Raw genomic sequence first — 24,744 nt, forward strand, 5'->3', positions numbered from 1 at the left:
GGCTTTTAACAATCAGGAAAAGCTATATTTCGCCCAAACAATATGAGCAAAATTTATCAGGTCAAGGTAATCGCAAATTCACTCATCTTTGTAAATGCCGTTTTCTGACTTTTTCAGCAAGCCCTAATTAGGGTTCCTCGGGATTGTATTCGTTCATCAAAGCTTCAAGTTGATCGTCAACATTTCTGACAACTTGTTCCAAAGCTGGTAAACCTTCCCAAGGTAAAGGAGAAAGCCGGGTGCGATCGCGAATTTGATTCACTTTCCGCTGCAATTCTTGAGCCAGCCGCAGCGCATCCCGACTCAAAGTAGACAATTGCTGCTGCTGGTAAAATCTCAAAGCTGCTCCCCGCAATACTTGCAGCGTGGCTTCTTCCTTGCCGCCCACGGGCATTACTCGCAAGCGCAACAGCAAATGAGTTTTTCCATAGATGCGTTCAACTTCGACTTGTTTGGGATGTTCCACTGGGGAAACAGGCATATCTGTCAGTCGCTTCAACTCGTCGATGACTTCTTGGAAAAGGACGGGAGCGATACCTTCGAGCATCGATTTCAAAACGCCGTCTTGACTCCAAAGAATTCGGCCCATCGACTGGTGGCGCTCAAAAAACAGGCGCCCGATACCGTCTAGCAGCACTCTACCGAGCAATTCTTGGAGCAGTTGGGGCGCGGGTAAAGTTGCCAAAACTTCGACAGGGCTTGACAAGTGCAAGGCTTGGACATCCAAAACCGAAATCTCTGCCGGCGTCAGCAATACTTCAGCGCTAGCAGGTTTCAACCGATCGCGAGCCGGAATCGAGGGTTCGGGCACAGACAGCAGGGTTTGTGCTTCGGAGCCGGAAGTTGCTGGTGCGGGATTTTTGGGTGTTGGGACGGGTTCCCTTGCTGTGGGGCTGGGTTCTGTGACTTGGTTCCCGTGGAGCAAGTAAGCTGAGAGCATCGATCGTTGAGTTTCCGACGCAATTTGCTCGGTTGTCACCGAGCAATTCATGTAAGCTAAAATCCGCTGCACGTAGTCCAAGGCGGAGTCGTCTTGCACATCGACTATGCCCAATTTAAATAGATTGCCTTCTAGAGATAGAGGCAAAACTTGATAGTAAAGGCAGGCTTCAAAGGGGACAACTGTATCGATGAGTTGAAATATTCGATCGGAGTCCATTGTAGCCGCCGAGTCTGTTGAAGATGTATGTACCATTAGCTTCTCTCTAGTTGGAAGCGCGATCGATCGCGCCACACCAACCTGATTTATAAAATTCAACGCTGCAACATCCCTGACGGAGCCATTCGTGTGAAAACCGGAAGCTTTTATCAAATAAACATCTTGAAGCCAAGAATTTTACCGTTTCTGTATTCCAGTATCGAATTATACCAAAATATTGACAACTAGATGGTTGCGGGCAGATTCTCGACCGACTGCACTGGAGCGCGCGAGATTGATTCCCGTGGCTGGCAACGACAGAATTATGTAATTAAAGCGCCTTTCTTACAGATGCAACACAACCGATGATTTACTGACAACTGCCCAATGGAGGATTGGTGACAAAATTCACATTTATTCGATCGTCCTGCTAATATTTTACTCCAGATAGTTCACGGCGAGCATCCCCGATCGTCGGTTGATTTTAGATTTTAGATTTTAGATTGGCTGCTCTAGATGAATCTGGGAGCTGGATTTGTGGTCTCAAATTTGGGCTCGACCTTCATTGAGTGTACGTGACACCGTATCCGTTTTTAGGTGAGATATCGGTAGCAGGTGCGCTATTCCAATATTACCTGATGGGATCGCGTGGGGCGATCGCCTGGTTTTCTACGGGGAAACTCGCAGCAAATCTGGCTGTTCGGAAATTGATTTGTAGCGCGAATTATGAAAAATGCTACCACCAATTCATAATTAGCAATTGCCCGCCACTCATTACCAATCTATTCGTTGCGGAGGGATTGAGCTGCTAGATAGAGTTTGCTCCACTCGCCGATGACTTGATTGGTTTTGAGCTTTAATTCAGAGGCGATCGTCTCTACACTTTTCCCGGCTTTGAGAGATTCTACCAACTGCCGCTGCACCGGCGTGAGTTCTTCTAAATATTGCTGCCACTGGGCGGGTGTCAAGCCCAAACTGTGTTCTTTGAGCGAAATTTCCAGCCAGTTGGCGACTAATTCCGGTGCTTGTTTGACTGCAAAAACGCGAATCGCGTGGTAACTGACTTTTTCTCGCAAGCGGTAAATTTGCTTGACGGGAACGTTCAAAGCCTCAGCAATTGCTTCTTGGGAACGGCCTTGGAGGTAAAGCTGGAGCCACTGCGAAGCCAGCGGATCGACTTCAGCCGTCAAGTAATTCTCAAATTCTTGTTGGACAATCTGCCGCTGAGTTTGCCGTTCTTCCCAAGCTTGATTTTCTCGATACTCGGACATCGCCTGTTCGTCTAGCAGGCTGAGCGGTTCGTCTGTATCGTCGGGTAAAACCTGTTCCGACACCAGCCGCACCCAATCTCCCGCCGGGACTTGCGTCAACCCGCCCCGCTGGGAACGTCGCAGGTAATTGACGAAGCGGTACACCAACAGCGGCTGATTGCGAATCGGCCGCAAGCAGTATTCTTCTGTGCTTGCTAGCAGCAAAGCATTTCGCAAGCGTTTATCTGTTGTGCATTCGGCAATCCAGGCGACTTGCTGCTGGAGGTAGCGATCGGAATTCAGCATTTCCTGAATCACTTCTTGCAGTACCTCCACCGCACTGCGCTGTCTGTCGCGACTCAGCGAAACCCACGCTTGGATTTTTTGCCTGAGCACCACCAAACCGCCCAAGCGCCCGATCAAGTTGCGGTAAGCTCTTTCTGGCGCTACTCCCAGATACCGCTGCTGTAAAATTCGATATAAAAAGTCGATCGCCCCAGAGGCGACGTTAAATTGAGTCGGATTGAGAGAGTCAAATCTTTCTGGCTTGTCTCCCAACAGCCAACGGACAACACTCTCGCGAGTGATAGAACTCTCGTCGGGGCAATCTTGTTCGAGTCGCGACTTCCAATCTTGTGCTAGTCTTTCGGCCAAGGTCATCAGAAAAATGGGTAGAAACCCCGTCCTTATAGGACGGCTTTATATTCCCTTTCGGGAAAGAGGGGTATGGTTGCCCCTCCGTGGAGATATGGTTGTCTCCAAAACTCCCTTGCGGGGTAAAGTTAGCTTTGCCAATGTTTTGAGAGCTTTTTCCGGCTTGTAACACCGTTCCAGTGACCTTAGAACTGTTTAATCACAAGCGACAGAGCTCTTAACTAGCGAGAGCATTCGCCCGGTGTCGTGACTCAAAAAACGTAGTCAGTTAAGACGCTTGGCCCGTCAGGATGGCTGGCAAGAATTTCTTACAAGCCTCATGCCTTTAGGCTGAGGTTCCTGACGTGCTGCTGAGAATATCTTTCACCCCCGATTTTAAGTGGTATGCTGGTCATTTGAGTCTTTTTTTAGCTTTAATCAGACCTGTGCATCGGTAAAATAGTTCTTTAATGTTATGGCGATCGCCATTCCAGGCTGTTTTTGATTGCCGATCGCTAAATTTTGTAACGATCGAACTGGCAGATTAATTGCCTCTTGACAAAAACACCTAAATTTGTTAAGTAAACGTTTTCGGTCAACTAACGCACTCACCAGCCAATTACCAATTACCAATTACCCATTACTAATTCCTACCTCACTCACTTCAGAATTTCTATATGCCTAACTTTTTATTAGAACTCGGTACCGAAGAATTGCCCGCATCTTTTGTCGCAGGCAGCACCCAACAGTGGCAGGAACTCGTACCTGCAACTCTGGCAGAACAATCTTTGACAAATGACTCAATTAATGTATACGCTACTCCGAGACGTTTGGCCGTTGTTGTTAAAGGACTGCCAGTTAAGCAATCTGACAGAGAAGAAGACGTAAAAGGGCCGCCCGCAAGTTCGGCTTTTAAAGATGGCAAACCGACGAAAGCAGCCGAAGGTTTTGCCAAAAAACAAGGTGTAGAAATTGATGCTTTGGAAGTTCGCGCTACGGATAAAGGCGATTTTGTGTTTGTGCTCAAACAGATTCCGGGGCGGATGACGGCGGATATTTTAGTTGAACTTGTGCCGCAGTGGATTAATAAGTTAGAAGGCAAAAGATTTATGCGGTGGGCTGACGGAGATTTGAAGTTTCCGCGCCCGATTCGATCGATCGTAGCGTTGTTTGATGATACTGTACTGCCAATTACCTTGGTGAGCGGTTCGGATACCGTCAAGAGCGATCGCATTTCCCAAGGACATCGAGTGTTATACACCCCCCCTACACCCCCCCTTGGCAAGGGGGGAACGGGGGGGGTTTCGATTAAGAGCGCCGAGGATTATGTCGAGTGTCTGCGGGCTGCTGGCGTAGAAGTCGATCGCACGCAGCGCAAAATCCAAATTCAAGCACAAGTAGAAGCCGCCGCCACCAAACAAGGCGGTTATGCCGACATTACCGAAGATTTGTTAGAAGAAGTCACCGACTTAGTAGAATGGCCGAACGCAGTTGTCGGCAAATTTGACGACAGTTTTTTGATGTTACCGCCAGAAGTAATCACCACAATTATCGTCACCAACCAGCGTTATTTCCCGATTCTGAAAAGCCCAGAATTCCCCGAACTCCTGCCCTATTTTATTACAATTTCCAACGGAGATCCAGCTAAATCGGCGATTATTGCCGCCGGTAACGAGCGAGTGGTGCGGGCGAGATTAGCCGACGGTCAGTTTTTCTACAAAGCAGACTTGGTAAAGCCTCTAGAGGATTATTTGCCCAAGTTGGAGACGGTTACTTTCCAGGAAGATTTGGGTACAGTGCGCCAAAAGGTCGATCGGCTGTGCAATATTGCCTCTCTGATCACCAAGCAACTGCAAATCACACTCGAAGAACAAGCTTACATAGAAAGAGCAGCAATGCTTTGCAAAGCCGATCTTGTAACCCAAATGGTTTACGAACTTCCCGAAATGCAAGGAATCATGGGGCAGAAATACGCCTTAGCCTGCGGCGAACCCGAAGCAGTAGCAACAGCAATTTTCGAGCATTATTTGCCCAAAGGTGCGGGCGACAATTTGCCACAAACTATCACAGGTCAAGTTGTCGCAATCGCCGACAAATTAGATACATTAGTCAGCATTTTCGGCTTGGGAATGTTGCCGAGCGGTTCCTCGGATCCCTTTGCTCTGCGGCGCGCAGCCAATGCTATAACTAACATTATTTGGGCGGCTCAGTTGCCAATCAACTTGCACCAGTTGCTCGCAGAAGTTGTCGCCGAATTTACCGCAACGCGCCCACAAACATCGGCGGAGTTGCTATCGCAGTTATCCGAATTTTTCCTACAAAGAATTCGGACTTTGCTGCAAGAAGAAAATAATGTAGATTACGATTTGGTGAATGCAGTTTTGGGAGAAAACGACCCAGAATATACCGAACGAGCTTTGAGAGATTTGTTGGATGCGCGGGAAAGAGCGCTTTTCCTGCAACAAATCCGCAATGACAAGACTTTGGATCTGATTTACGAAACAGTCAATCGTTCAACTCGTTTGGCGGCTCAAGGTGATTTGGATAAGGTAGAATTGGAACCGAAAACGGTGGTGAAACCCGAGTTATTTCAAAAGTCGTCTGAACAAGCTTTTTACGATGCAGTGGTGCAATTGGTGCCGCAAACGCTGCTATCGAAGCAAACTCGGAATTACCAGCAGTTGGTAGATAGTTTGACTGAGATTGCTCCGGCTGTGAGCAGCTTTTTTGACGGGCCAGAGAGCGTTTTGGTGATGGATTCTGACCCGGAAATTAAGCGCAATCGCTTGAATTTATTGGGTTTGCTGCGGAATCACGCGCGGGTGTTGGCTGACTTTGGGGCGATAGTGAAGGGTTAAATAGAGTTAACAGTTGACAGTTGACAGCTTGCCCCGAGCGAAGTCGAGGGGTTGACAGTTGACAGCGAAGTTTTTAGGCACGGGATTTAAGCCCCTGCCTAAAAACAATCCACCTAAAGGTGGGGGCTTAAATCCCCTGTGATGACGGTTAAAGATAAGACGGCGGTTGAAACCGCGCCTACAAAAACGAAGTCCGCCTCCGCGGACTGAAGAAAATAACGTAAACGTTCTTAAACCCGCGTCGGCAGGTTTTGTTTAACTGGTTCTCAGGCTATGCCTGGGAATAGAGGTTAAAGTCGATCGGGATTTTCACTTAAATACAATTGCCAAACTTGTAAGGATCGTGAAGTAACAATGAATGAGAAACGAATGATTCGTAAATTAGCGCAACAGTCAAATATCTATTTTTGGCTAGCACCAGTGGTTGTTTTCGCATACTATCTAGTGTGGAGAGGAAACCCTCTGATGAAGGAGGGATACTTATTTTTATTAGTGGCGCTTCTTCCAGTCGCAGCAGCCTATCAGTTTCGCAGTTTATCCAAAGAGATTATTCGGCTGGAAGAAAAGATTGGAGAACTTGAAAAACACATTACTTTGAACAGCTAAAAAAGCGGGACATCAAAAAAACAGGACATGGTGCTGCCGTTTCCGTACAACTCAGGACACAGCAGTGCCGTTTCCCTAATATTCCGTGCGATCGCCCTATTGAAAATTAAGCACAATGGCCAATAGCCAAAAACCCATGCAAGGTTAAGATATTAACTTATAAAACCAGGGAAGTTCGCTCCATCACACAAATTATGCCGATCGCTCACATCATTGGATTAGGAAAATCAGGGATTGCCGCCGCCAGACTGCTCAAACGCGAGGGATGGGAAGTAACGCTGAGCGATCGCTCATCTACCCCAAATTTGCTCGAACAGCAACAGGAACTTGCCAGCGAAGGAATTAACCTGGAATTAGGTAAATCTTTTGAACCTGACAAATCCATACAATTAGTAGTAGTAAGTCCGGGAGTTCCCTGGGATATTCCAGCATTAGTCCGCGCCCGAGAATTAGGAATTGAAACAATCGGAGAAATGGCCCTCGCGTGGCGCTATCTCAAATCTCCTTGGGTGGCAATTACTGGTACTAACGGCAAAACTACGACTACTGCTTTAATTGCTGCTATTTTTGCAGAAGCAGGGCTTTATGCTCCGGCTTGCGGCAACATTGGCTATGCTGCGTGCGAATTAGCTTTAGCCGAGAAACCCCCGGATTGGGTAATCGCAGAAATCAGCAGCTATCAGATAGAATCTTCGCCGTCTGTAGCGCCGCGCATCGGAGTTTTGACTACTTTGACGCCGGATCACCTCAGCCGCCACAAAACCTTAGAAAATTATTACAACATTAAAGCACATTTGCTGAAAAATTCGGAATTGCAAATCATCAACGGTGACGATCCTCTTTTGCGGCAGCAAGGAGTTGACATTTGGCCTGATGCGTGTTGGACGAGTGTCAAAGGTGAAAAAGATTTGTTGGGAAAACGGGATTTTGGAGCGTACATAGAGGATGGTTGGGTAATCGCTCAAGGTGATAAAATTTTGCCTGCTGAGTCTTTGCGGATGGTGGGCGAACACAATTTGCAAAATTTGTTGATGGCGGTGGCTGCTGCTAATTTGGCGGGAATAGATCAAAGTGCGATCGCCCGGGCGATCGCGAAATTCCCCGGAGTGGCGCACCGCCTCGAACACATCCGCACTTGGGAAGGCATAGATTTCATCAACGACAGCAAAGCGACTAATTATGATGCGGCGCAAGTCGGGTTAGCTGCTGTCAGCGCACCGGCGATTTTGATTGCGGGCGGTGATCCCAAGGAAGGGGACGATCGCGCCTGGATTGATACAATTAAGGCGAAAGCTGCTATCGTGCTGTTAATTGGGGATGCAGCGGGCATTTTTAGCGATCGGCTAGAACAAGCCGATTATAACGCTTGGGAAATAGTCGAAACAATGGAAAGAGCAATTCCGAGGGCGGCAGAATTAGCAAAACAAAATCATGCTAAAGTCGTACTGCTTTCGCCAGCTTGCGCCAGCTTCGATCAATACCAAAGCTTCGAGCAGCGAGGCGATCGTTTCCGTCAATTGTGTCTCGAATCCCTACCTGAAAAGTAGGGTTAGGAATAGATTGTAACTCAGGAAAATCAGGCTTTTGTAGGGTAGTGCGAAGAGTGGCTACCCGCTCCACTTGTTAATCCAACCGTATTGGGCTATAATAAGGACAGCCTAATTAGCATTGTCAGATTTTCATGCAGTTTGAGTGGAATGAAGCGAAAAATCTAGATAATATTCGCAAACATGAAATTGATTTCGTAGATGTCCCTAAGATGTTTGATAGTCCAATGCTAATTGAGCTAGACAATCGTTTTGATTACGGCGAAGACCGTTGGTACGGTATCGGCTTCCTCGGTAACGGCATCGCGGTTGTTATTTGGACAGAACGGCAGAATGACGTGATTCGGATCATTTCAGCACGAAGAGCAAATCGATATGAGCGCCAAAAACTTGAGCAATACCTCTCGTACTAATTGGGAAGCATTGGAGGAAATGGAAGATGAAGGAATTGATTACTCTGATATTCCGCCGTTGACAGCAGAGTTTTTTGAACGCGCTACTTTAAGAATTCCTGCACCTCAAGCACAGCGATTAGTTCAAATCGATCCAGATATTTTGAAGTGGTTCCAAGATAAAACCGGAGAACATAAAGCTTTAATCAACTCGGTTTTGCGTCGCTACATAGAAGGCAGTAGTGAGCATTAATCTGAGAGTTGAGCTGGGACACTTGACTGGGAGAGTTCACATCTTCCGAAAGAAAAGGGCTGACAGTTACATAGCACGGCAATTACACCGTTGATGCTATATGGGTTATTTGTAGATGCGACAGCCATCAAACACTCTTCCAAATATCCTTAATTCTCGCCTGCTGTTCCCATGCAAGCTCATGAAAAACTAGCATCATTTCCTCATGAGTGTAATCAATAATAATCGCAGCCAACTGAGCCACAGTTTCCGCTTTCAGCATAGCTAGTTTCAATTTGGTCATTACTTCTTTATCCATTAACCCTAAAACTTTAATCTTGACCTCACTGTTATTTTAAGTTTGCCTGCAAACCTCTTTGAGTTTTGCATTAAAACTAGAAACCTCAGCAGCACTAATTGTATCAGAATGTCGCGAAGATATTTTAAAATCTTCCCGGCAAACCTGAGAGCGCAATTTTTCATCAACCTGTAAAATATTGCCTTCTGAAGCGACAGTTTTTCGCAACAAAATTGCAATTTCTCTTTCTAGTTGGCGGTTTCCTTCCTGGAAGAAATCTTGAGAGTTAGAGCGAAACAAACCGCTATTGATTTGCCCAATTTGGTTCGGTGACAGCGATTGAGCTGAGACAGCAGCCGGAAATACAAACAAGGATGCTGCTAGCGACAAACTAGGGATTATTAGTTTCAGAATGCTGTTCATGACTGTCGGGAGCAGTTTTTACCTCAGTTGGTTTCTCGTCTTCTGACTCGCTTGCTAATTCATCTTCTTGTGCAAGTTTTTCTTGCCAATCGCTAAGTTGCTGAAAAAGTTGCTGGTTAATTTGAAATACGGGTTTGTTAGTTTCTGACATATTGACTCCTGAAAAATTTTGACAAAGGTAGATTGACTGGTTAAGGTGCGCGCCGCGCACCCCACTAATACAAATTATAGCTGTGAAATCTTCAGCAGCGACATGATGATGCCAATTAAGGAACCACCCAGCAGAGTTAAAGTAGCTAAGGTGCTAATCCCAAATCCTGCGGTTCGTTTTTCGGCTGCTTGGTAATAACCCCAAGCAAACAAAATGCGTCCAACTATCCAAACTGCACCGATACCTGCTGCAAAAATTGGGCTGATAAATTGCGAGAATAGCCACAGCGATGGCAAAAATAGAATCATTTGCTCTAAGGTATTTTGCTGAACTCGCACTACTCGCTCAAAGTCTGGGTTTCCTGTCATCTGCGGAGGGGAAACTTTGTGTTTAAATCTGGCTCTGCCGACGTTGATGGTGACAACGAAGTAGAGAATTAAAGCTGATACGGTTATTAGACTAGGCCAAAGTGTGGCGTTTGCTTCTGCGAGCATGATTTGGTATTATTGGGGTTGAAATGGATAGATATATTATACTCTTTTTTTGGTATTGGCAGATAGCTTGACAGATTATTGATGATTTATTGTAGTACCAAATCCTACATTTTATGAGGCGATATTGACGGTTTGAGACTGCGTGTAATCGACGATCGCAAATTCGCTAATTTAGGTATGCTGACAGACAAGCTTCAAGAGCGCAAGCAATTTTGCTAAATCCTTCGTTGTTGGGATGAACGCCATCGGGGAGATCTGCAAGGCTCAGAGTGGAGTATAAATCGACGAAATCGATGGGCTTGCCTTCTTGTTGTTTTTCCTTGACTAACTCCTCGCTCTTATGATTGTATTGTATAACTCGCTGATTTAAGGTGGGTTCAGACATCGGGGGAATTGAAGCGAGAAAGAGTTGAACAGTGGGTGCTGTTTCAAAAATGCGATCGACTAATTGATTGAGACGATAGCTTGCAGTTTCGACTTGATACCATTGTCCGATATTATTCGTGCCGATGAGGAGCAAAATAATATCGGGTTGGAAGGTTTGCAGCCACTCCACAATGCGATCGCAAATTTCTTCGATTCGCCAACCAGAATGTCCCTCATGATGCTGAGAGAGTAAGGTATCGGGGCCGTTGCTTAGGGAACCAACAAACTCAATAGCATACCCTCTACTCTCCATCGCAGGCTGTAAATCGATGCGATATCCTCCTGGAAAGAAGTAGCCATCGGTAATTGAGTCGCCTAGGGGCATGATTTTGATTGGGCGTTTTCCCGGTGAATCAGTGCTGCTGGAGAGGCTAGAAGGATGAGAAGTTTGATTTTCCACGACTATTTTTGATAAATAACTAAGTTAACCACCCTTCCGTTTGTAGTGAGGACTTCAGTCCTTTTCCCTCTCATGAAGGAGGATTTGCATTCCTTAAGGTTTGTAGTGAGGACTTCAGTTCTTTTCGCCTTGGATGAAGGAGGACTTGCATTCCTTAAGGTTTGTAGTGAGGACTTCAGTCCTTTTTTCTTGGATTAAGAAGGACTAAAGTTCTCACTACGAACCTGGATTAAGAAGGACTGAAGTCCTCACTACGAACCTGGATTAAGAAGGACTGAAGTCCTTACTACGAACCTGGGTTAGGAAGGACTGAAGTCCTCACTACGAACCTGGGTTAAGAAGGACTGAAGTCCTCACTACGAACCTGGGTTAAGAAGGACTGAAGTCCTCACTACGAACCTGGGTTAAGAAGGACTGAAGTCCTCACTACGAACCTGTTTTGCACTATCTATCGGCTCAATGCAGCAATTCTTCTAGTTTTTGTTGATTCCACAAATACTGATATAGCCCTGTTTGCCGTACCAATTCTGCATGACTGCCACTTTGCACTATTTCTCCTTTCTCCATGACAAAAATGCGATCGGCACTAGCAGCAGCGGACATTTGGTGCGAGATGAAAATTACGGTTTTGCGATCGGTTCCGGTTGCTAAGTTATGCAAAATATCGGTAGCAGTTTGATTGTCAACGCTGGAAAGAGCGTCATCCAAAATTAGCACTGGAGCATCAATTAACAAGGCTCTAGCTAATGCTGTCCGCTGCCTCTGTCCGCCGGATAAGGTAATGCCACGCTCGCCCACAACTGTTTTATACTGCTGCGGAAAGTTGAGAATTTCGGGGTGGATTTGGGCTTGTTTGGCGGCTGCTTCAATTTCCGGCTCTTCGGCTAAAGGATTGCCGTAGCGGATGTTATTCTTGATGCTAGTACCGAATAGAAAGCTTTCTTGGGGCACGTAGGCGATCGCCCCGCGCAACTCCCTCAACCTCACCTCCGTAATATCCTGTCCGTCTACAAACAACTCGCCCGGATCTATATCCAGCAAGCGCGGCAGGGCATTAGCCAAGGTTGATTTCCCAGAACCGATCGCCCCGACAATTGCCACGGTTTCCCCTGGTTTTATGGTAAAGTTGACATCCTTGAGCGCGCGCGTGTTAGCACCGGGATAGGTATAATTCAAGTTGCGAGCGACTATTTCACCTTTGACGGGAGTTGGTAGCTCAACTGCATCCGCAGCATCCTTTATTTGCGGTTCCACAGTCAAAATTGATTCGATGCGATCGACACTAACTTCTCCGCGCTGGTAAGCAGTAATTGTGAAACCTAACAACGCTGTCGGAAATACCAAACGCTCGACATAAATCAGTAGCGCCACAAAATCCCCGACGCTAATTATGCCATCAGCAATTGCTCCGCCACCCGCAGAAAGCAGCACTAACAAACTGATACTTGCCAAACCGCCCAGCAGTGGAAAAATAAAGTTTCTAGTTTGAGCTAATGTCAAATTTGCTGATAGCAATTTGGCGTTACAATCGCGAAAAGCTCGGCGTTCGTTTTCTTCTTGAGCATAGATTTTAATCACGGACATCCCGCTCATATCCTCTTGAATCAAATCGCTCATTGCAGATAGTTCTTCTTGGACTGCTAGTTGCTGGATGCGAAGTTTGTCGCTAAATAATTGCACCAAAACTAGCATTAAAGGATAAACTGCGATCGCCAGTAGCGTCAACCTGACATTAATCCCCAGCATCACCGGCAAACTCAAAGCATAAGCAAAGGCTGTATTCGCCAAACTCAGCACCGCAAAACCCACCAAGCGGCGAATGTTGTCCAAATCGGAAGTAGCGCGGTTAATTAAATCCCCTACCGTATTTGCCGCAAAATAAGACGGTTCTAATGTTAATAAATGATTAAATATTTGCTGTTTGAGGTCAAATTCGACTTGACGCCCGACGCCAAACAGCAGAATCCGCGACACCATCCGAATTACCCACATAATTGAGGCGAGTACCAGAATCAGTATCACGTAGTTTAAAACTTGGTCAAATTTAGTCGCAACTTGCAGAGTATCAACTGCATTCCGAATTAGCAGGGGAATGTAAACGCCCACAGCATTCACAATTAATAGCGAAAAAACGCCCCAAAATGTGGGTTTCCAGTGCGGGCGCATATAAGAAATCAGTTTTTGCAGTCGAGAATAACGAGCCATTATGTTAAGTCAGTTGTCATGGGGCATTGGGCGAAGCGAAGCGGAGGGATGGGGCATGGGGCATTGGGCATTGGGCGAAGCGAAGCGGAGGGATGGGGCATGGGGCATGGGGCATTGGGCGAAGCGAAGCGGAGGGATGGGGCATTGGGCATTGGGCATTGGGCATGGGGCATGAAAGGCTTCACTCAAGGTAATAAGAAGCCAGAAGGAAGCTCTATCCGAAGGTAGATGATTGCCGGCGGTAGTTACGAAATTTTTGAATGAAACTTGTGCTTTGGGATGACGGGCTATCAAAATTGGGTTGGGATTTGTAGCAAAAGCCGATCGCCCGAAATGGCACAAATCACATTATATCCGCCGGGAAACCGCAGTGCCGTCTCAAAAGCCACCCGCACTCCTCGCCCAAACCCCTGTCCGCAGCCATTATCCCCCAGACTGCTGAGGGGCACGCTACAATCTAAAGTCGATCGACTTAGCACTCAGAGTCAGAGAGTGCTAAATTTGCTAATGTAAGCGCAAGGAGACAAATATGACCAAAATAGTTGCATTTAGCGACAAATCTAGGCGGGCACTGGAACGCGGCGTCAATCAACTCGCCGATGCAGTCCGCATCACCTTGGGCCCCAAAGGCCGGAATGTCTTACTAGAAAAGAAATTCGGCGCTCCGCAAATCGTTAACGATGGTATCACCGTTGCTAGGGAAATTGAACTCGAAGATCCTCTCGAAAATGCTGGCGCTCGCTTAATTCAAGAAGTCGCCTCCAAAACTAAAGATATCGCAGGCGATGGCACTACAACCGCTACGGTGATTGCTCAATCCCTCATTCGCGAAGGTTTGAAAAATGTCGCAGCAGGCGCAAATCCAGTCGCACTGCGCCGCGGGATTGAAAAAACGATCGCGCATTTAGTCCTAGAAATCGCCAAATTGGCGAAACCAGTCGAAGGATCTGCCATTGCTCAGGTTGCCACTGTCTCCGCCGGTAACGACGAAGAAGTCGGCGCCATGATTGCTCAAGCAATGGAAAAAGTCACCAAAGACGGCGTAATTACTGTTGAAGAGTCGAAATCTCTGTTGACAGAATTGGAAGTCGTCGAAGGGATGCAGTACGATCGCGGATATCTTTCCCCGTATTTCGTCACCAACAACGATCGCATGGAAGTTGAGTACGAAAACGCTCGCATCCTGATTACCGACAAAAAAATTAACTCGATTCAAGAACTAATTCCGCTTCTTGAAAAAGTTGCCCGCACCGGTTCACCGCTGATCATTATCGCCGAAGATATTGAAGGTGAAGCTTTGGCAACTTTGGTCATCAACAAAGCACGCGGTGTCTTGAATATCGCAGCTACCAAATCTCCTGGTTTTGGCGAGCGACGCAAAGCTATGCTACAAGATATCGCCGTTCTGACCGGCGGTCAATTGATTTCTGAAGAAGTCGGACTCAGCATTGATACCGCAACACTAGAAATGCTGGGTACCGCCCGCAAAATTACGATCGACAAAGAAAACACCATCATTGTCGCTGGCGACGAACACAAAGCAGACGTATTATCACGGATCGAGCAGATCCGCAAGCAACTAGCAGCAACGGATTCCGACTACGACAAGGAAAAATTGACCGAACGGATTGCCAAACTTGCTGGCGGTATTGCTGTAATTAAAGTAGGCGCAGCTACCGAAACCGAACTCAAAGATCGCAAACTGCGGATTGAAGACGCTCTCAACGCTACTAAAGCTGCTGTGGAAGAAGGTATCGTCGCTGGAGGCGGCACCACGCTGATTCACCTGATTACAAAAATAGATGCAATCAGAAGCACTTTAGATGCTGAAGAGCAAATTGGCGCTGACTTGGTTGCGAAAGCTTTGGAAGCACCTTTGCGTCAAATCGCTGATAATGCCGGCGTTGAAGGTTCGATCGCGATCGAGCGAGTGCGGGCTAGCGGATTGAACATTGGCTACAACGCTCTTACCGACGTGTACGAAGACATGATTGCCGCTGGAATTATCGATCCAGCTAAGGTTGTGCGATCGGCTTTACAAAATGCCGGTTCCATTGCTGGCATGGTTTTGACAACTGAAGCTGTGATTGTCGAAAAACCCGAGAAGAAAAAAGCAGGCGGCGACATGGGCGAAATGGGCGGCATGGGCGGCATGGGCGGCATGGGCGGCATGGGCGGCATGGGCGGCATGGGCGGCATGGGCGGCATGGGCGGCATGGGTATGATGTAGTCATTAGTCATTAGTCATCAGTCATCAGTCATCAGTTTGCAGCTAAAAACTGCGTGGTGACTGGTGGCTTTTGAGGCAAAAAGCTGTCTGTAGCGTCTTTCGGGTGCGCCGTGTGCACCTGACGCTATTGAAAAATTGTAATTGCTCAACCCTCCCTTGCTATCTGAAACGCTTGCTCAGAAAGCGTTTCAAAAATAGAGAAAATCCATTTTTTAGAGGAGTTAAGGATCGAATGCGGGTTTGGGCTTCTGAATATTAAAAGTTGGGACTCGATTGGCATCACTCGCAAAAACTTACAATCTTTACGGTGTAAAGGTTCCAGACGTTTAGATTGTCATTTGAGGGGGTTGAGCAATTACGAAAATTTTTTCCAAACAACCGCGTCTTTCCCCCTCTCTCCCTCTCTCCCGATCTCTCTTTTGTATCCGATGCGTCTTGTTGAAAAAAAGAGCAGATGCTCTAATTAAGTTATATTCCAAAAAATACTATCTCCTGAAATCTTTTGTATTATAGGGAACGGCGCTGAAAATTGCACCGGGAACCGCAGCAGTACAGTGCACAAAAATATTTGAGTGAGTTAAACTAACTTTAGGAAAATTTTAAAGCTTAACTTGCAAGTGATCAAAAAATACCCATGCAGGAAGTTATCAACTCGTTACAGTCTTTTTTCTCTGACTCTGTTGATGCTTTCCTAGAGTGCGATCGACAGCGAAAGTACATATACATCAATCCTGTTGCTGCTAGCTGGATGGGATTGGAGCCACCTGAAATACTCAACAAAACTCATCAGGAATTATTGAAATTATATCCCAATAAGACCTCTCTCAAAAATATCATATCGCAAATTGATTCCTGCCTCCAACAAGTATTTATCACAGGGGAAAAAAAGCTGGCAATTCACGAGGTGACGGCGGCAGATGGCGGGATTAAAATCTACGAAACGGCTTACACGCCAGCGGTGGATGCCTCTACCAACCAGATGCGCGTTTTGGGCGTCGGGAGAGATATCACCAGGCACTACCGCTGGCAGCAGCAGAAAACTCAACAGTTGCGCCGATCGAATCATTTACTGTGGTTGAATGCAGCTAACAGTCCCCTGGCAATGGTAGGCTGGGATGAAGAGTTTCGGATCGTTCAGTGGTCGAAACGCGCTGAAGAAATCTTTGGCTGGACATCGGATGATATGCTGGGTAAGCAGTTCGGCGATTTAGCTTTGGTTTGCCAGGAGGATAGAGAGGCTATAAGTGCGATCGAACTAGAACTAGCCTCCGGCAACGGCAATACTTCAATCAATCAAAATAAAACTAAAAGCGGACAGATAATTTGGTGTCGCTGGTTCAACTCGATTATTCGCAGCGGCGACACTTTTACCGTACTTTCCTTGGTGGAAGATATCACCGATCGCAAACGGTTGGAAGCCGAAAAAGCCCAAGCTTCTCGCCTCACAGCAATGGTGGCAGATGTTGGTATTGCCCTCACCAAACACCCTCAAGATATCCTGCTTCCTTGTTGCGAGGCAATGGTACAAAATCTCGATGTCGCCTCTGCTGAAATTTGGACTTTTAACTCTCAATACAATGTTTGCCAGTTGCAAGCAACCTCGGGAATCTACAGGCGCACAGACGATGTAGCTAAATTCATTCAAAATAAGGTTAACTGGATCGCCCTACACCAAAAACCACTATTTGACTGCGGATTTGAACTAAATAATTTAGGGCTAGAGGAGAAAGTCTCTGGAGAAGCCACGGTACACAGTTCGCAATTAGCAATTATAGACAGCAGTCACAATCAGGAAAATTGCTACATCCCCAACCAAATTCTTACCTTCGCCGGCTACCCTTTAATTGTCGAAGAAAGGCTAGTGGGAGTCATGGTAATTGTCAGCCACCAGTCGCTGACAACACCCTTTGAGGAAACTTTAGCATCCGTTGCCGATGTCATCGCTTTAGGCATCGAACGCAAGCGCGCAGAAGCTGAATTAAAATCAGCTAGGGGCTTCCTCAATTCGGTAGTAGAAAATCTGCCGGTGGGAGTTTTTGCTAAAGATGCTTCTTCCCTAAAATTCGTGCTGTGGAATAAGGCGGGGGAAACGATCGCAGGTGTGACATCTCAAGAGGCGATCGGCAAAAATGACTATGATATTTACTCCAAAGAACAAGCTGATGTTTTCACCGCTCAAGATAGGGAAATATTGACCGCTCATCACAACCAATCTATTGTTAAAGAAATAGCCGAAGAACCGATCCAAACTCGCCACAAAGGTATGAGAATACTGCACACCCGCAAAGTGCCAATTCTTGACGCCGCCGGGCATCCTCAGTACGTTTTGGGGATTACTGAAGATATTACCGAACGCAGACAGGTAGACGAAAGCGTGCGCCTCTACGACCAAATTGTCGAAAATATGCAAATTGGTTTGTACGTCTACCATTTGGAAAATATAGACGATGATACCAGCTTGAGGGCGATCGCCTCAAATCCCGCCGCTACCAAGTTTACCGGGCTAGAAATGGCCGACGTTTTGGGCATGACAATCGACGAAATTTTCCCAAATTCGCGATCGAAAAACATTCCCCAAGCATTTGCTGAGGTAATTCGCAGCCAAAAAGCCGTAGAAGTTGAAGATATTGACTGCGACGAAGAGGGGAAAATAACTCGCGCTTTTTCTATTAAAGCTTTTCCCTTACCCAACAACAGCGTCGGCGTTGCATTTGAAAACATTACAGTGAGTAAGTGCCTAGAAGCAGAATTGCAAGTAGCTTTAGCACAAACCGAAAGTTCCGAACAACTGCTGCGCACGGTAATCGACAAAACTAGCGACTGGATTTTTGCCAAAAACAAAGATTTTCGCTATATTTTGGCAAACAAGAGTTTAGCACAAGCGATCGGCAAAACAGTCCAAGAAATTCTTGGTAAAACAGATGTAGAATTAGGATTTTCACAAGATCTCATATTTGGGAATTCCGCCAAGAATATCCGAGGATTCCGCAACGATGACTCTGCTGTACTTGCTGGGGAAATCATCCACAATCCCTGCGATGCGGCAACAGTTGCTGACGGTTCAGTACATATTTTAGACACCCAAAAACTTCCCCTGCGCGATGCTGAAGGCAATATATTTGCAGTGCTAGCTTTCACTCATGATATTACAGAACGCCATGAATCGGAAGCAGCTTTGCGCAAAAGCGCCGCCAGATATCGCTCTTTGGTAGCTAATATTCCCGGAGTGGTTTATCGCTGGAATTGCGATTTTTCGACAACTTTTATTAGCGATGCCGTTTACTTACTAGCTGGCTACCATGCTGCGGAGTTTATTTCGTCTTCGGATAGGGGAGACAGGACTTTTGCTAGCATTATTTACCCGGAAGATTTGGCAAAAGTAGAAGCAACAATTCGGCAAGGAATAGAAAGCAAACAGTCTTATAACTTGGAATACCGCTTGCTAGCAGCAGACGGCACGGTTAAATGGGTGTGGGATAAAGGTTCTCCCGTGTTCGAGGCAGATGGGAGCGTTTCCTGTTTAGACGGGGTAATTTTGGATATTAGCGATCGCTACTACGCCCAAGAAGCATTGCGCCAAAAAACTTCGGAGTTGGAATCTGTTTTTCTGGCATTGCCCGATTTGTATTTCCGCCTCGATGCTGACGGCATTATTTTGGATTACTTGTCAGGAAATTCAGCCGATTTGTACGTCAACTCCGACTATTTTCTTGGCAAACGAATCACCGATATATTGCCACCAACCGCTGCTAGCCAGTTCGAGCAGGCTCTTCTTGAAGTTGCTGAAAACAGAACTCCAGTTAATCTAGAGTATTCACTAACCATGCCGTCTGGAGAAGAAACCTATGAGGCGAGATTGCTGCCTTTTAACTCTAGTCAGGCGATCGCCATCGCCCGCAATATTACCAAGCGCAAACAAGCAGAATCTCAATTAAAACATAAAAATCGCGAGCTAGAGCAAACATTAAAAAAATTAGGCACGACTCAAGCCCAACTAATTCAAGCCGAAAAAATGTCGAGTTTGGGGCAATTAGTAGCAGGAATTGCTCACGAAATTAACAATCCTGTCAGTTTTATCTACGGCAATATCATTCACGCTAACGAGTATGCCAAAAATTTGCTGCAACTATGCAGTTTGTATCAAGATCATTACCCGGAACCTGTTTCTGAAATCGCGGATTTTGCCGAGCAAATAGAAATTGAATTCATGAAAGATGATTTCCCACACCTGCTAAATTCGATTCAAACCGGAGCAGACAGAATTCGCGCAATAGTTCTGTCTTTGCGTAATTTTTCGCGTCTGGAAGAATCAGATATTAAGCGTGTTGATATTCACGAAGGAATTGACAGTGCTCTGTTAATTCTGCAACACAAATTTAAAGAAAATAGTGGCAGAAATCGGCAGATTGAAATAGTTAAAGAATATGGAATACTGCCACCAGTACAGTGCTACGTCGGACAGTTAAATCAAGTGTTTATGAATATTTTAAATAATGCTATTGATGCTTTAGCTGATGTCAGAAATAGAAAGTTGGAATTGGCAAGTGTAACGGATGGGGAAGGGCAAAATTTTCCGAGTTTACCTTTGGCTTGCGATGTATTGCCTTCGATTCGCATTCGCACGACGATTTTGGAGAATAATCGGGTGGCGATCGCAATTTCGGATAATGGTCCAGGAATGGCAGAGTCTGTTAAATCTCGGATATTCGACCCATTTTTTACTACTAAACCAGTCGGCAAAGGTACTGGTTTGGGACTGTCAATCTCCTATCAGATTGTGGTGGAAAGACACAGGGGCGCGCTGCGCTGCATTTCCGCGCCCGGTGGGGGAACTGAATTTGCGATCGAGATTCCAATTCGACAGAGGTAATGGGTAATTGGTAATGGGTAATGGGTAATTGGTAATTGGTAATGGGTAATTGGTAATGGGTAATTGGTAATGGGTAATTGGCAATTGGTAATTGGTAATTGGTAATTGGTAGTTGTACGAGAAAAATGATAATCTAATTAAATGTTCTAAACGTCAAGAATATCAACATGGCATACAAAAGCATAAATACTTCTAGTGCAGTTGCAAAAACAATAAAAGATGATGATGATTCCTACGTTGACTATTTTTATGACGATCCGGGAGCGCCTCCAGGAACTCTCGACTTAGAACCAGATGCCGCACCTCCCGAGATTGTATTAATTGACTATTGCGAGGCATCAGCTTCTAAAGCAAAATTGGAAAATCCTCAAGAAGCTGCTGCCTATTTAGATACAGAATCTGTTTCTTGGGTCGATTTATTAGGATTGGGAAACAAAGAAACTTGGCGACAAATGGGCGAAGTGTTTAATTTGCACGAGATGGCTCAGGAAGATGTAGTTAATGTTCCCCAGCGACCCAAAGTTGTAGACTATGAAGAACACATTTTAATCATTGCTTGGATGGTGATGATTAAGCCAAATTCAGAGAATTTCCACAAAGAACAAGTAAGTTTTATTTTGGGCAAGCACTATCTGCTAACTGTTCAGGAAGAACCAGACTATGATTGTTTTGGCCCGGTGCGCGATCGCATTCGTAAAGGACAAGGAACTATTCGCAAGCACAAAGCAGATTATCTGGCCTACACTCTCCTAGATTCGATTATAGATGGATTCTTCCCAGTATTAGAACTATACGGAGAGCGGATTGAAGAGTTAGAGGATGAAGTGGTGATGCACCCCACCCGCAAAACCCTGGAAAAAATCTATAAAATTCGCAGAGAATTGCTGACGCTGCGCCGCGCCATTTGGCCGCAGCGCGATGCCATTAATACGCTAATTCGAGATAGCAGCGATTTGATTAGTCCAGAAGTGCGAATTTATCTGCGCGACTGTTACGATCACACGGTGCAGGTGATGGATATGGTGGAAACCTATCGAGAGTTATCTTCGGGTTTGATGGATGTTTACTTGTCTTCGGTAGGCAATAAGATGAATGAAATTATGAAATTACTGACGGTGATTTCGAGTATCTTTATTCCTCTAACTTTTGTGGCGGGAGTATACGGGATGAATTTTAATACAGAGAAATCACCGTTGAATATGCCAGAACTGAATTGGTATTTTGGCTATCCGCTTTGTTGGGGGCTGATGCTAGCGATCGCCTCTACTTTAGTTTACTTCTTCTGGCGGCGCGGCTGGTTTGAGAATTTTTCTACTCTTAAGGATGACTGAACCCAGGAATTCCATAAAATGCGATCGCCCCACACGACATTTTTCGGGACACGGCGTTGATATGTCTATGATGCCAGTTCAAAAAAATGCAAATGTAGGTAATACCATTTTAAATTTTAGTCGGAAGATGGTTTAATTCCTGTACAATAAGTCTGGGGAAAAAGTAGGCGCAGGCGGTTGCGGATTGGCGAAAGCTAGTCTGAGGAAAGTCCGGGCTCCCGAAAAACCAAACTTGCTGGGTAACGCCCAGTGCGAGCGATCGTGAGGATAGTGCCACAGAAAGATACCGCCCCCCATTAGAGATGGGAGATGAGAGATTTGAGATTGCATCAAAAATCGATCGTCAAAAATCGCAAAGTGTTAGGGGGTAAGGGTGCAAAGGTGCGGTAAGAGCGCACCAGCAGCATCGAGAGGTGCTGGCTCGGTAAACCCCGGTTGGGAGCAAGGTCGGAGGGACTATGGTTGGTTTTTTACCGGTTCCGTTTTTTGGTACCGCTTGAGGCGTCTGGTAACAGGCGTCCCAGATAGATAACTGCCGTCAAAAACTGCTTGCAGTTGAGATAACAGAACCCGGCTTATGTCCGACTTTTTCTCCTCCAATTTCGCTAAGGTTGGCTGATTAGCACCCGCAGAAATATTTTAGTAACAGAATATTTATTGGTCAGAGTGGTTTTTTTATTAAAATAAATCTGAATAGTTGTTTCAAAAAAGAATGCAACTGTAGACAAGCTCCAAACTATGATGTTCCTTAATCATTACCAATTATAAAATCTAAAATCTAAAATCTAAAATCCTATGATTTATCCGGGTCGCCAAAAGCAACTTGAAGTATTAATTGAAAAATTGGGACTGCCGAAAAATGCTGCGATCAAATGGCATTTTGTCGATTTAGCTTTGACTCATGCGAGCGCGTCTGCTAAGGCAAATTACGAGCAATTAGAGTTTGTAGGCGATGCTGTGGTGCGGCTGGCGGCGTCAGAATTGTTGTTTGAGATTTATCCTGACTGTGCGGTAGGAGAGTTTGCGGCTATTCGATCGATCTTGGTGAGCGATCGCATCCTTGCTAAAATCGCTGACAGTTACGGGTTCGATCGCTATTTAATCGTTTCCAGCAGCGCCGCAGCCGACAAAACAGGCGCGGTGCCCCGGCTGGCAGATTCTTTGGAAGCGTTGCTGGCTGCCCTTTATTTGAGTACCCAGACGTTAGAATTAATTCGCCCTTGGTTAGATGGTCACTTTCAACGTTTAGCGGCGGAAATTCGCAGTGATCCGGCCCGCCAAAACTACAAAGCTGCTCTCCAAGAGTTGACTCAAGGCAAATACAAAACTTTACCCAAATATAGCGTGCGAGAAACCGGGACAGTACAGGGCGGCGAGGATCGTTTTACTGCCGAGGTTCACATTCAGGGAGAGTTGGTAGCAGAGGGAAAAGGTCGATCGATCAAAGCGGCCGAACAATCAGCGGCTCAGGTAGCTTTTAGTCAGTTGACAGTTGACAGTTGACAGTTGTCAGTTGGCAGTTGGCAGTTGACAGTTGGCAGTTGACAGTTGACAGTTGGCAGTTGACAGTTGACAGTTGGCAGTTGACAGTAGTGATTAGTTATTAGTCATCGGTAATTGGGGATTGGGGATTGGGAATTGGAATTCGCATTTTTTTAGGATTAAAACACACCCAATAATTACCAAATATGCTATGATTGGTGTGCGATTTTTGAAGTTATTATCAATGAAAATCGGAATAGCTATATTGGGTGCGGGCCGCTGGGGAGTTAACCTAATTCGCAACTTTCTCGAACATCCCAACAGCCAACTGTTAGCGGTGGTAGACCAGAATAGAGATTCATTGGTGGCTGTTCAAAAACAGTTTAACCTGCATCCCTCGGTGATTCTAGCTACCGATTGGTCACAAGTGCAAGGATTGCCAGGACTGGATGCTGTGGCGATCGCCACTCCAGCTTCTACACACTACACCCTCGCAACCGCAGCCCTGAAACAAGGCTACCACGTCTTAGTAGAAAAACCCCTTGCCCTCAACCTCAGTGAAGCAATAGAACTCTGCGAATTAGCCCAAAAACAGCAGCGGCAACTCTTCGTCGATCACACTTATTTGTTTCATCCCGCAGTCGATCGCGGCCAAAGGATTATTCAGCAGCATCAACTCGGAAACTTGCGCTACGGTTACGCCCAGCGCACCCATTTTGAACCGGTACGGCACGATGTTGATGCCCTTTGGGACTTGGCAGTTCACGATATCGCTATTTTTAATACTTGGCTGCAACAAACCCCAATTCAAGTCAGGGCGACGGGTACTGTATTTCCGAAGCCAGAAGGCCCTTCGGGTTCCCTCATGGTAACAAGAGGGATTCAGGAAGAAGGAATCAATCAAGAAGAAGGATTAGCAGATTTAGTTTGGGTAACGCTGATTTATCCTGACGGATTTCAAGCATTCATTCACCTGTGCTGGCTAAATCCTGACAAACAGCGGCGCTTAACAGTTGTTGGCAGTTTGGGAACTTTGATTTTTGATGAAATGTTGCCGGAAACTCCTCTGATTTTGCAGCGCGGTGGTTCAAATCGGGGGGGCGAAGAGGATAATTTTGCCGAAAGTGCGATTCCCTACGGGATAGCTTCGCCGCGCGTGCCGCAACCCAGCAGTATCAGGTACCGAGAAGTGTTAAATTTAGAACAGGTAGAACCGCTGAGACGAGTGTGCGATCGCTTCCTCAACTGCGTGCAAACAAATACCCCCTGTCCTACCTCTTCTGGATCTGCTTCCGTCGAATTAATCGGCATTCTCAGCGCTTTGAGCAAATCTCTCGAACTCGGTGGACAGCCACTGATACCATTTTAGATTTGAGATTTTAGATTTTAGATTATTTTAGATTTTCAAGTTTAATAATTGAAGAATTGCGAAAATCGGCCCTAAGATCACGTTTGGTCGATTACTATCACAAAAACCGTTCGTAGTGCGGACTAAAGTCCGCAACATACTGCGGACTAAAGTCCGCACTACGAACCCGATAGATCGCAAATTAAATAACTTACAATTTTAATTGTTATCGTGGGATGGGCGTCGAACCCGATAGATCGCAAATTAAATAACTTACAATTTTAATTGTTATCGTGGGATGGGCGTCCCGCCCGTCCAAATAGGACGGGCGGGACGCCCATCCCACAAACTTGTGGAAGTTATTTAATTCTCATTCCTTACTTAGGGCTTGCTGAAAAAGTGTATGTAGTGGAAAAATGAGGCTACACAG

General features: G+C 46.0%; 21 protein-coding genes and 1 other RNA gene. 13 read left to right on the plus strand and 9 right to left on the minus strand.

All coding sequences use genetic code 11. The features are described 5' to 3' along the window. Window positions 1-127: 127 nt before the first annotated feature. The 3 genes from QZW47_RS22450 to QZW47_RS22460 form a co-directional block, all read right to left on the minus strand. On the minus strand, window positions 128-1,312 hold the full coding sequence (locus QZW47_RS22450; protein ID WP_366930919.1) for a hypothetical protein: 1,185 nt from the start codon (window positions 1,310-1,312) through the stop codon (window positions 128-130). 608 nt (window positions 1,313-1,920) lie between these two features. Next, on the minus strand, window positions 1,921-3,048 hold the full coding sequence (locus QZW47_RS22455) for a HetZ-related protein 2 (protein ID WP_293131703.1): 1,128 nt from the start codon (window positions 3,046-3,048) through the stop codon (window positions 1,921-1,923). A 411-nt stretch (window positions 3,049-3,459) separates the two neighbouring features. Next, window positions 3,460-3,654 carry a hypothetical protein gene (locus QZW47_RS22460; RefSeq protein WP_293131706.1) on the minus strand — a complete coding sequence of 65 codons (195 nt, stop codon included), beginning with the start codon at window positions 3,652-3,654 and terminating at the stop codon, window positions 3,460-3,462. Window positions 3,655-3,698: 44 nt separating this feature from the next. Here QZW47_RS22460 and glyS point away from each other — a divergent pair, with 44 nt between their 5' ends. The 5 genes from glyS to QZW47_RS22485 all read left to right on the plus strand — a co-directional run bounded on the left by glyS (window position 3,699) and on the right by QZW47_RS22485 (window position 8,677). Then, the gene (gene glyS, locus QZW47_RS22465) at window positions 3,699-5,879 is read left to right on the plus strand and encodes a glycine--tRNA ligase subunit beta (protein ID WP_293131709.1); all 2,181 of its coding nucleotides are present in this window, start codon (window positions 3,699-3,701) and stop codon (window positions 5,877-5,879) included. A 369-nt stretch (window positions 5,880-6,248) separates the two neighbouring features. Then, window positions 6,249-6,485, plus strand: coding sequence for a hypothetical protein (locus QZW47_RS22470; RefSeq protein WP_293131712.1), 237 nt, complete (start codon window positions 6,249-6,251; stop codon window positions 6,483-6,485). A 194-nt stretch (window positions 6,486-6,679) separates the two neighbouring features. After that, window positions 6,680-8,032 carry a UDP-N-acetylmuramoyl-L-alanine--D-glutamate ligase gene (murD, locus tag QZW47_RS22475; protein ID WP_293131715.1) on the plus strand — a complete coding sequence of 451 codons (1,353 nt, stop codon included), beginning with the start codon at window positions 6,680-6,682 and terminating at the stop codon, window positions 8,030-8,032. Window positions 8,033-8,166: 134 nt separating this feature from the next. Beyond that, window positions 8,167-8,445 carry a BrnT family toxin gene (locus tag QZW47_RS22480; protein WP_293131718.1) on the plus strand — a complete coding sequence of 93 codons (279 nt, stop codon included), beginning with the start codon at window positions 8,167-8,169 and terminating at the stop codon, window positions 8,443-8,445. Further along, entirely contained in the window at window positions 8,408-8,677 is a 270-nt protein-coding gene (locus QZW47_RS22485; RefSeq protein ID WP_293131721.1) for a hypothetical protein, read from the plus strand. The genes QZW47_RS22480 and QZW47_RS22485 overlap by 38 nt, the downstream gene beginning before the upstream one ends. A gap of 127 nt (window positions 8,678-8,804) precedes the next feature. Here QZW47_RS22485 and QZW47_RS22490 read toward each other — a convergent pair whose 3' ends face one another. The 6 genes from QZW47_RS22490 to QZW47_RS22515 form a co-directional block, all read right to left on the minus strand. Continuing rightward, window positions 8,805-8,960, minus strand: coding sequence for a hypothetical protein (locus QZW47_RS22490; RefSeq protein ID WP_293131724.1), 156 nt, complete (start codon window positions 8,958-8,960; stop codon window positions 8,805-8,807). Window positions 8,961-9,011: 51 nt separating this feature from the next. Beyond that, window positions 9,012-9,377: a hypothetical protein gene (locus QZW47_RS22495; protein WP_293131727.1), complete on the minus strand. Its 366-nt coding sequence runs from the start codon at window positions 9,375-9,377 to the stop codon at window positions 9,012-9,014. Next, a complete protein-coding gene (locus QZW47_RS22500) occupies window positions 9,346-9,528 on the minus strand; it encodes a hypothetical protein (RefSeq protein WP_293131730.1) in 183 nt (60 codons plus the stop codon). Before QZW47_RS22500 ends, QZW47_RS22495 begins: the two co-directional genes overlap by 32 nt. Window positions 9,529-9,602: 74 nt before the next feature. Then, window positions 9,603-10,022: an MAPEG family protein gene (locus QZW47_RS22505; protein ID WP_293131733.1), complete on the minus strand. Its 420-nt coding sequence runs from the start codon at window positions 10,020-10,022 to the stop codon at window positions 9,603-9,605. Between the two features lie 166 nt (window positions 10,023-10,188). Then, complete coding sequence (locus tag QZW47_RS22510; protein WP_293131736.1) at window positions 10,189-10,848, minus strand: SGNH/GDSL hydrolase family protein; 660 nt, start codon at window positions 10,846-10,848, stop codon at window positions 10,189-10,191. A gap of 456 nt (window positions 10,849-11,304) precedes the next feature. After that, window positions 11,305-13,053 carry an ABC transporter ATP-binding protein gene (locus QZW47_RS22515; RefSeq protein WP_293131739.1) on the minus strand — a complete coding sequence of 583 codons (1,749 nt, stop codon included), beginning with the start codon at window positions 13,051-13,053 and terminating at the stop codon, window positions 11,305-11,307. 48 nt (window positions 13,054-13,101) lie between these two features. Here QZW47_RS22515 and QZW47_RS22520 point away from each other — a divergent pair, with 48 nt between their 5' ends. From QZW47_RS22520 to QZW47_RS22555, 8 genes are all read left to right on the plus strand, one after another. Beyond that, entirely contained in the window at window positions 13,102-13,281 is a 180-nt protein-coding gene (locus QZW47_RS22520; RefSeq protein WP_293131742.1) for a hypothetical protein, read from the plus strand. A 73-nt stretch (window positions 13,282-13,354) separates the two neighbouring features. Then, window positions 13,355-13,495, plus strand: coding sequence for a hypothetical protein (locus tag QZW47_RS22525; RefSeq protein ID WP_293131745.1), 141 nt, complete (start codon window positions 13,355-13,357; stop codon window positions 13,493-13,495). Window positions 13,496-13,582: 87 nt separating this feature from the next. Continuing rightward, window positions 13,583-15,283: a chaperonin GroEL gene (gene groL, locus QZW47_RS22530; RefSeq protein WP_293131747.1), complete on the plus strand. Its 1,701-nt coding sequence runs from the start codon at window positions 13,583-13,585 to the stop codon at window positions 15,281-15,283. A gap of 634 nt (window positions 15,284-15,917) precedes the next feature. Next, on the plus strand, window positions 15,918-20,153 hold the full coding sequence (locus tag QZW47_RS22535) for a PAS domain-containing protein (protein WP_293131750.1): 4,236 nt from the start codon (window positions 15,918-15,920) through the stop codon (window positions 20,151-20,153). 167 nt (window positions 20,154-20,320) lie between these two features. Continuing rightward, complete coding sequence (gene corA, locus QZW47_RS22540) at window positions 20,321-21,484, plus strand: magnesium/cobalt transporter CorA (RefSeq protein ID WP_293131753.1); 1,164 nt, start codon at window positions 20,321-20,323, stop codon at window positions 21,482-21,484. Between the two features lie 160 nt (window positions 21,485-21,644). After that, window positions 21,645-22,077, plus strand: an RNA gene (rnpB, locus tag QZW47_RS22545) — RNase P RNA component class A. Window positions 22,078-22,279: 202 nt separating this feature from the next. Next, window positions 22,280-22,987, plus strand: a complete 708-nt coding sequence (gene rnc / locus QZW47_RS22550) for a ribonuclease III (protein ID WP_293131755.1) — start codon at window positions 22,280-22,282, stop codon at window positions 22,985-22,987. Window positions 22,988-23,210: 223 nt separating this feature from the next. Then, the gene (locus QZW47_RS22555; protein WP_293131758.1) at window positions 23,211-24,335 is read left to right on the plus strand and encodes a Gfo/Idh/MocA family oxidoreductase; all 1,125 of its coding nucleotides are present in this window, start codon (window positions 23,211-23,213) and stop codon (window positions 24,333-24,335) included. Window positions 24,336-24,744 lie beyond the last annotated feature (409 nt).

It is taken from the genome of Microcoleus sp. bin38.metabat.b11b12b14.051 (assembly GCF_013299165.1).
In the GTDB taxonomy this organism is placed as follows: Bacteria; Cyanobacteriota; Cyanobacteriia; order Cyanobacteriales; family Microcoleaceae; genus Microcoleus.

What these genes read in the sequence shown, in the direction of transcription:
- QZW47_RS22455 (WP_293131703.1), bottom strand. Translation starts at nt 3,048, where the DNA reads ATGACCTTGGCCGAAAGACTAGCACAAGATTGGAAGTCGCGACTCGAA.
- glyS (WP_293131709.1), top strand. Translation starts at nt 3,699, where the DNA reads ATGCCTAACTTTTTATTAGAACTCGGTACCGAAGAATTGCCCGCATCT.
- QZW47_RS22470 (WP_293131712.1), top strand. Translation starts at nt 6,249, where the DNA reads ATGATTCGTAAATTAGCGCAACAGTCAAATATCTATTTTTGGCTAGCA.
- murD (WP_293131715.1), top strand. Translation starts at nt 6,680, where the DNA reads ATGCCGATCGCTCACATCATTGGATTAGGAAAATCAGGGATTGCCGCC.
- QZW47_RS22480 (WP_293131718.1), top strand. Translation starts at nt 8,167, where the DNA reads ATGCAGTTTGAGTGGAATGAAGCGAAAAATCTAGATAATATTCGCAAA.
- QZW47_RS22485 (WP_293131721.1), top strand. Translation starts at nt 8,408, where the DNA reads ATGAGCGCCAAAAACTTGAGCAATACCTCTCGTACTAATTGGGAAGCA.
- QZW47_RS22490 (WP_293131724.1), bottom strand. Translation starts at nt 8,960, where the DNA reads ATGACCAAATTGAAACTAGCTATGCTGAAAGCGGAAACTGTGGCTCAG.
- QZW47_RS22495 (WP_293131727.1), bottom strand. Translation starts at nt 9,377, where the DNA reads ATGAACAGCATTCTGAAACTAATAATCCCTAGTTTGTCGCTAGCAGCA.
- QZW47_RS22500 (WP_293131730.1), bottom strand. Translation starts at nt 9,528, where the DNA reads ATGTCAGAAACTAACAAACCCGTATTTCAAATTAACCAGCAACTTTTT.
- QZW47_RS22505 (WP_293131733.1), bottom strand. Translation starts at nt 10,022, where the DNA reads ATGCTCGCAGAAGCAAACGCCACACTTTGGCCTAGTCTAATAACCGTA.
- QZW47_RS22515 (WP_293131739.1), bottom strand. Translation starts at nt 13,053, where the DNA reads ATGGCTCGTTATTCTCGACTGCAAAAACTGATTTCTTATATGCGCCCG.
- QZW47_RS22520 (WP_293131742.1), top strand. Translation starts at nt 13,102, where the DNA reads ATGGGGCATGGGGCATTGGGCATTGGGCGAAGCGAAGCGGAGGGATGG.
- groL (WP_293131747.1), top strand. Translation starts at nt 13,583, where the DNA reads ATGACCAAAATAGTTGCATTTAGCGACAAATCTAGGCGGGCACTGGAA.
- QZW47_RS22535 (WP_293131750.1), top strand. Translation starts at nt 15,918, where the DNA reads ATGCAGGAAGTTATCAACTCGTTACAGTCTTTTTTCTCTGACTCTGTT.
- corA (WP_293131753.1), top strand. Translation starts at nt 20,321, where the DNA reads ATGGCATACAAAAGCATAAATACTTCTAGTGCAGTTGCAAAAACAATA.
- rnc (WP_293131755.1), top strand. Translation starts at nt 22,280, where the DNA reads ATGATTTATCCGGGTCGCCAAAAGCAACTTGAAGTATTAATTGAAAAA.
- QZW47_RS22555 (WP_293131758.1), top strand. Translation starts at nt 23,211, where the DNA reads ATGAAAATCGGAATAGCTATATTGGGTGCGGGCCGCTGGGGAGTTAAC.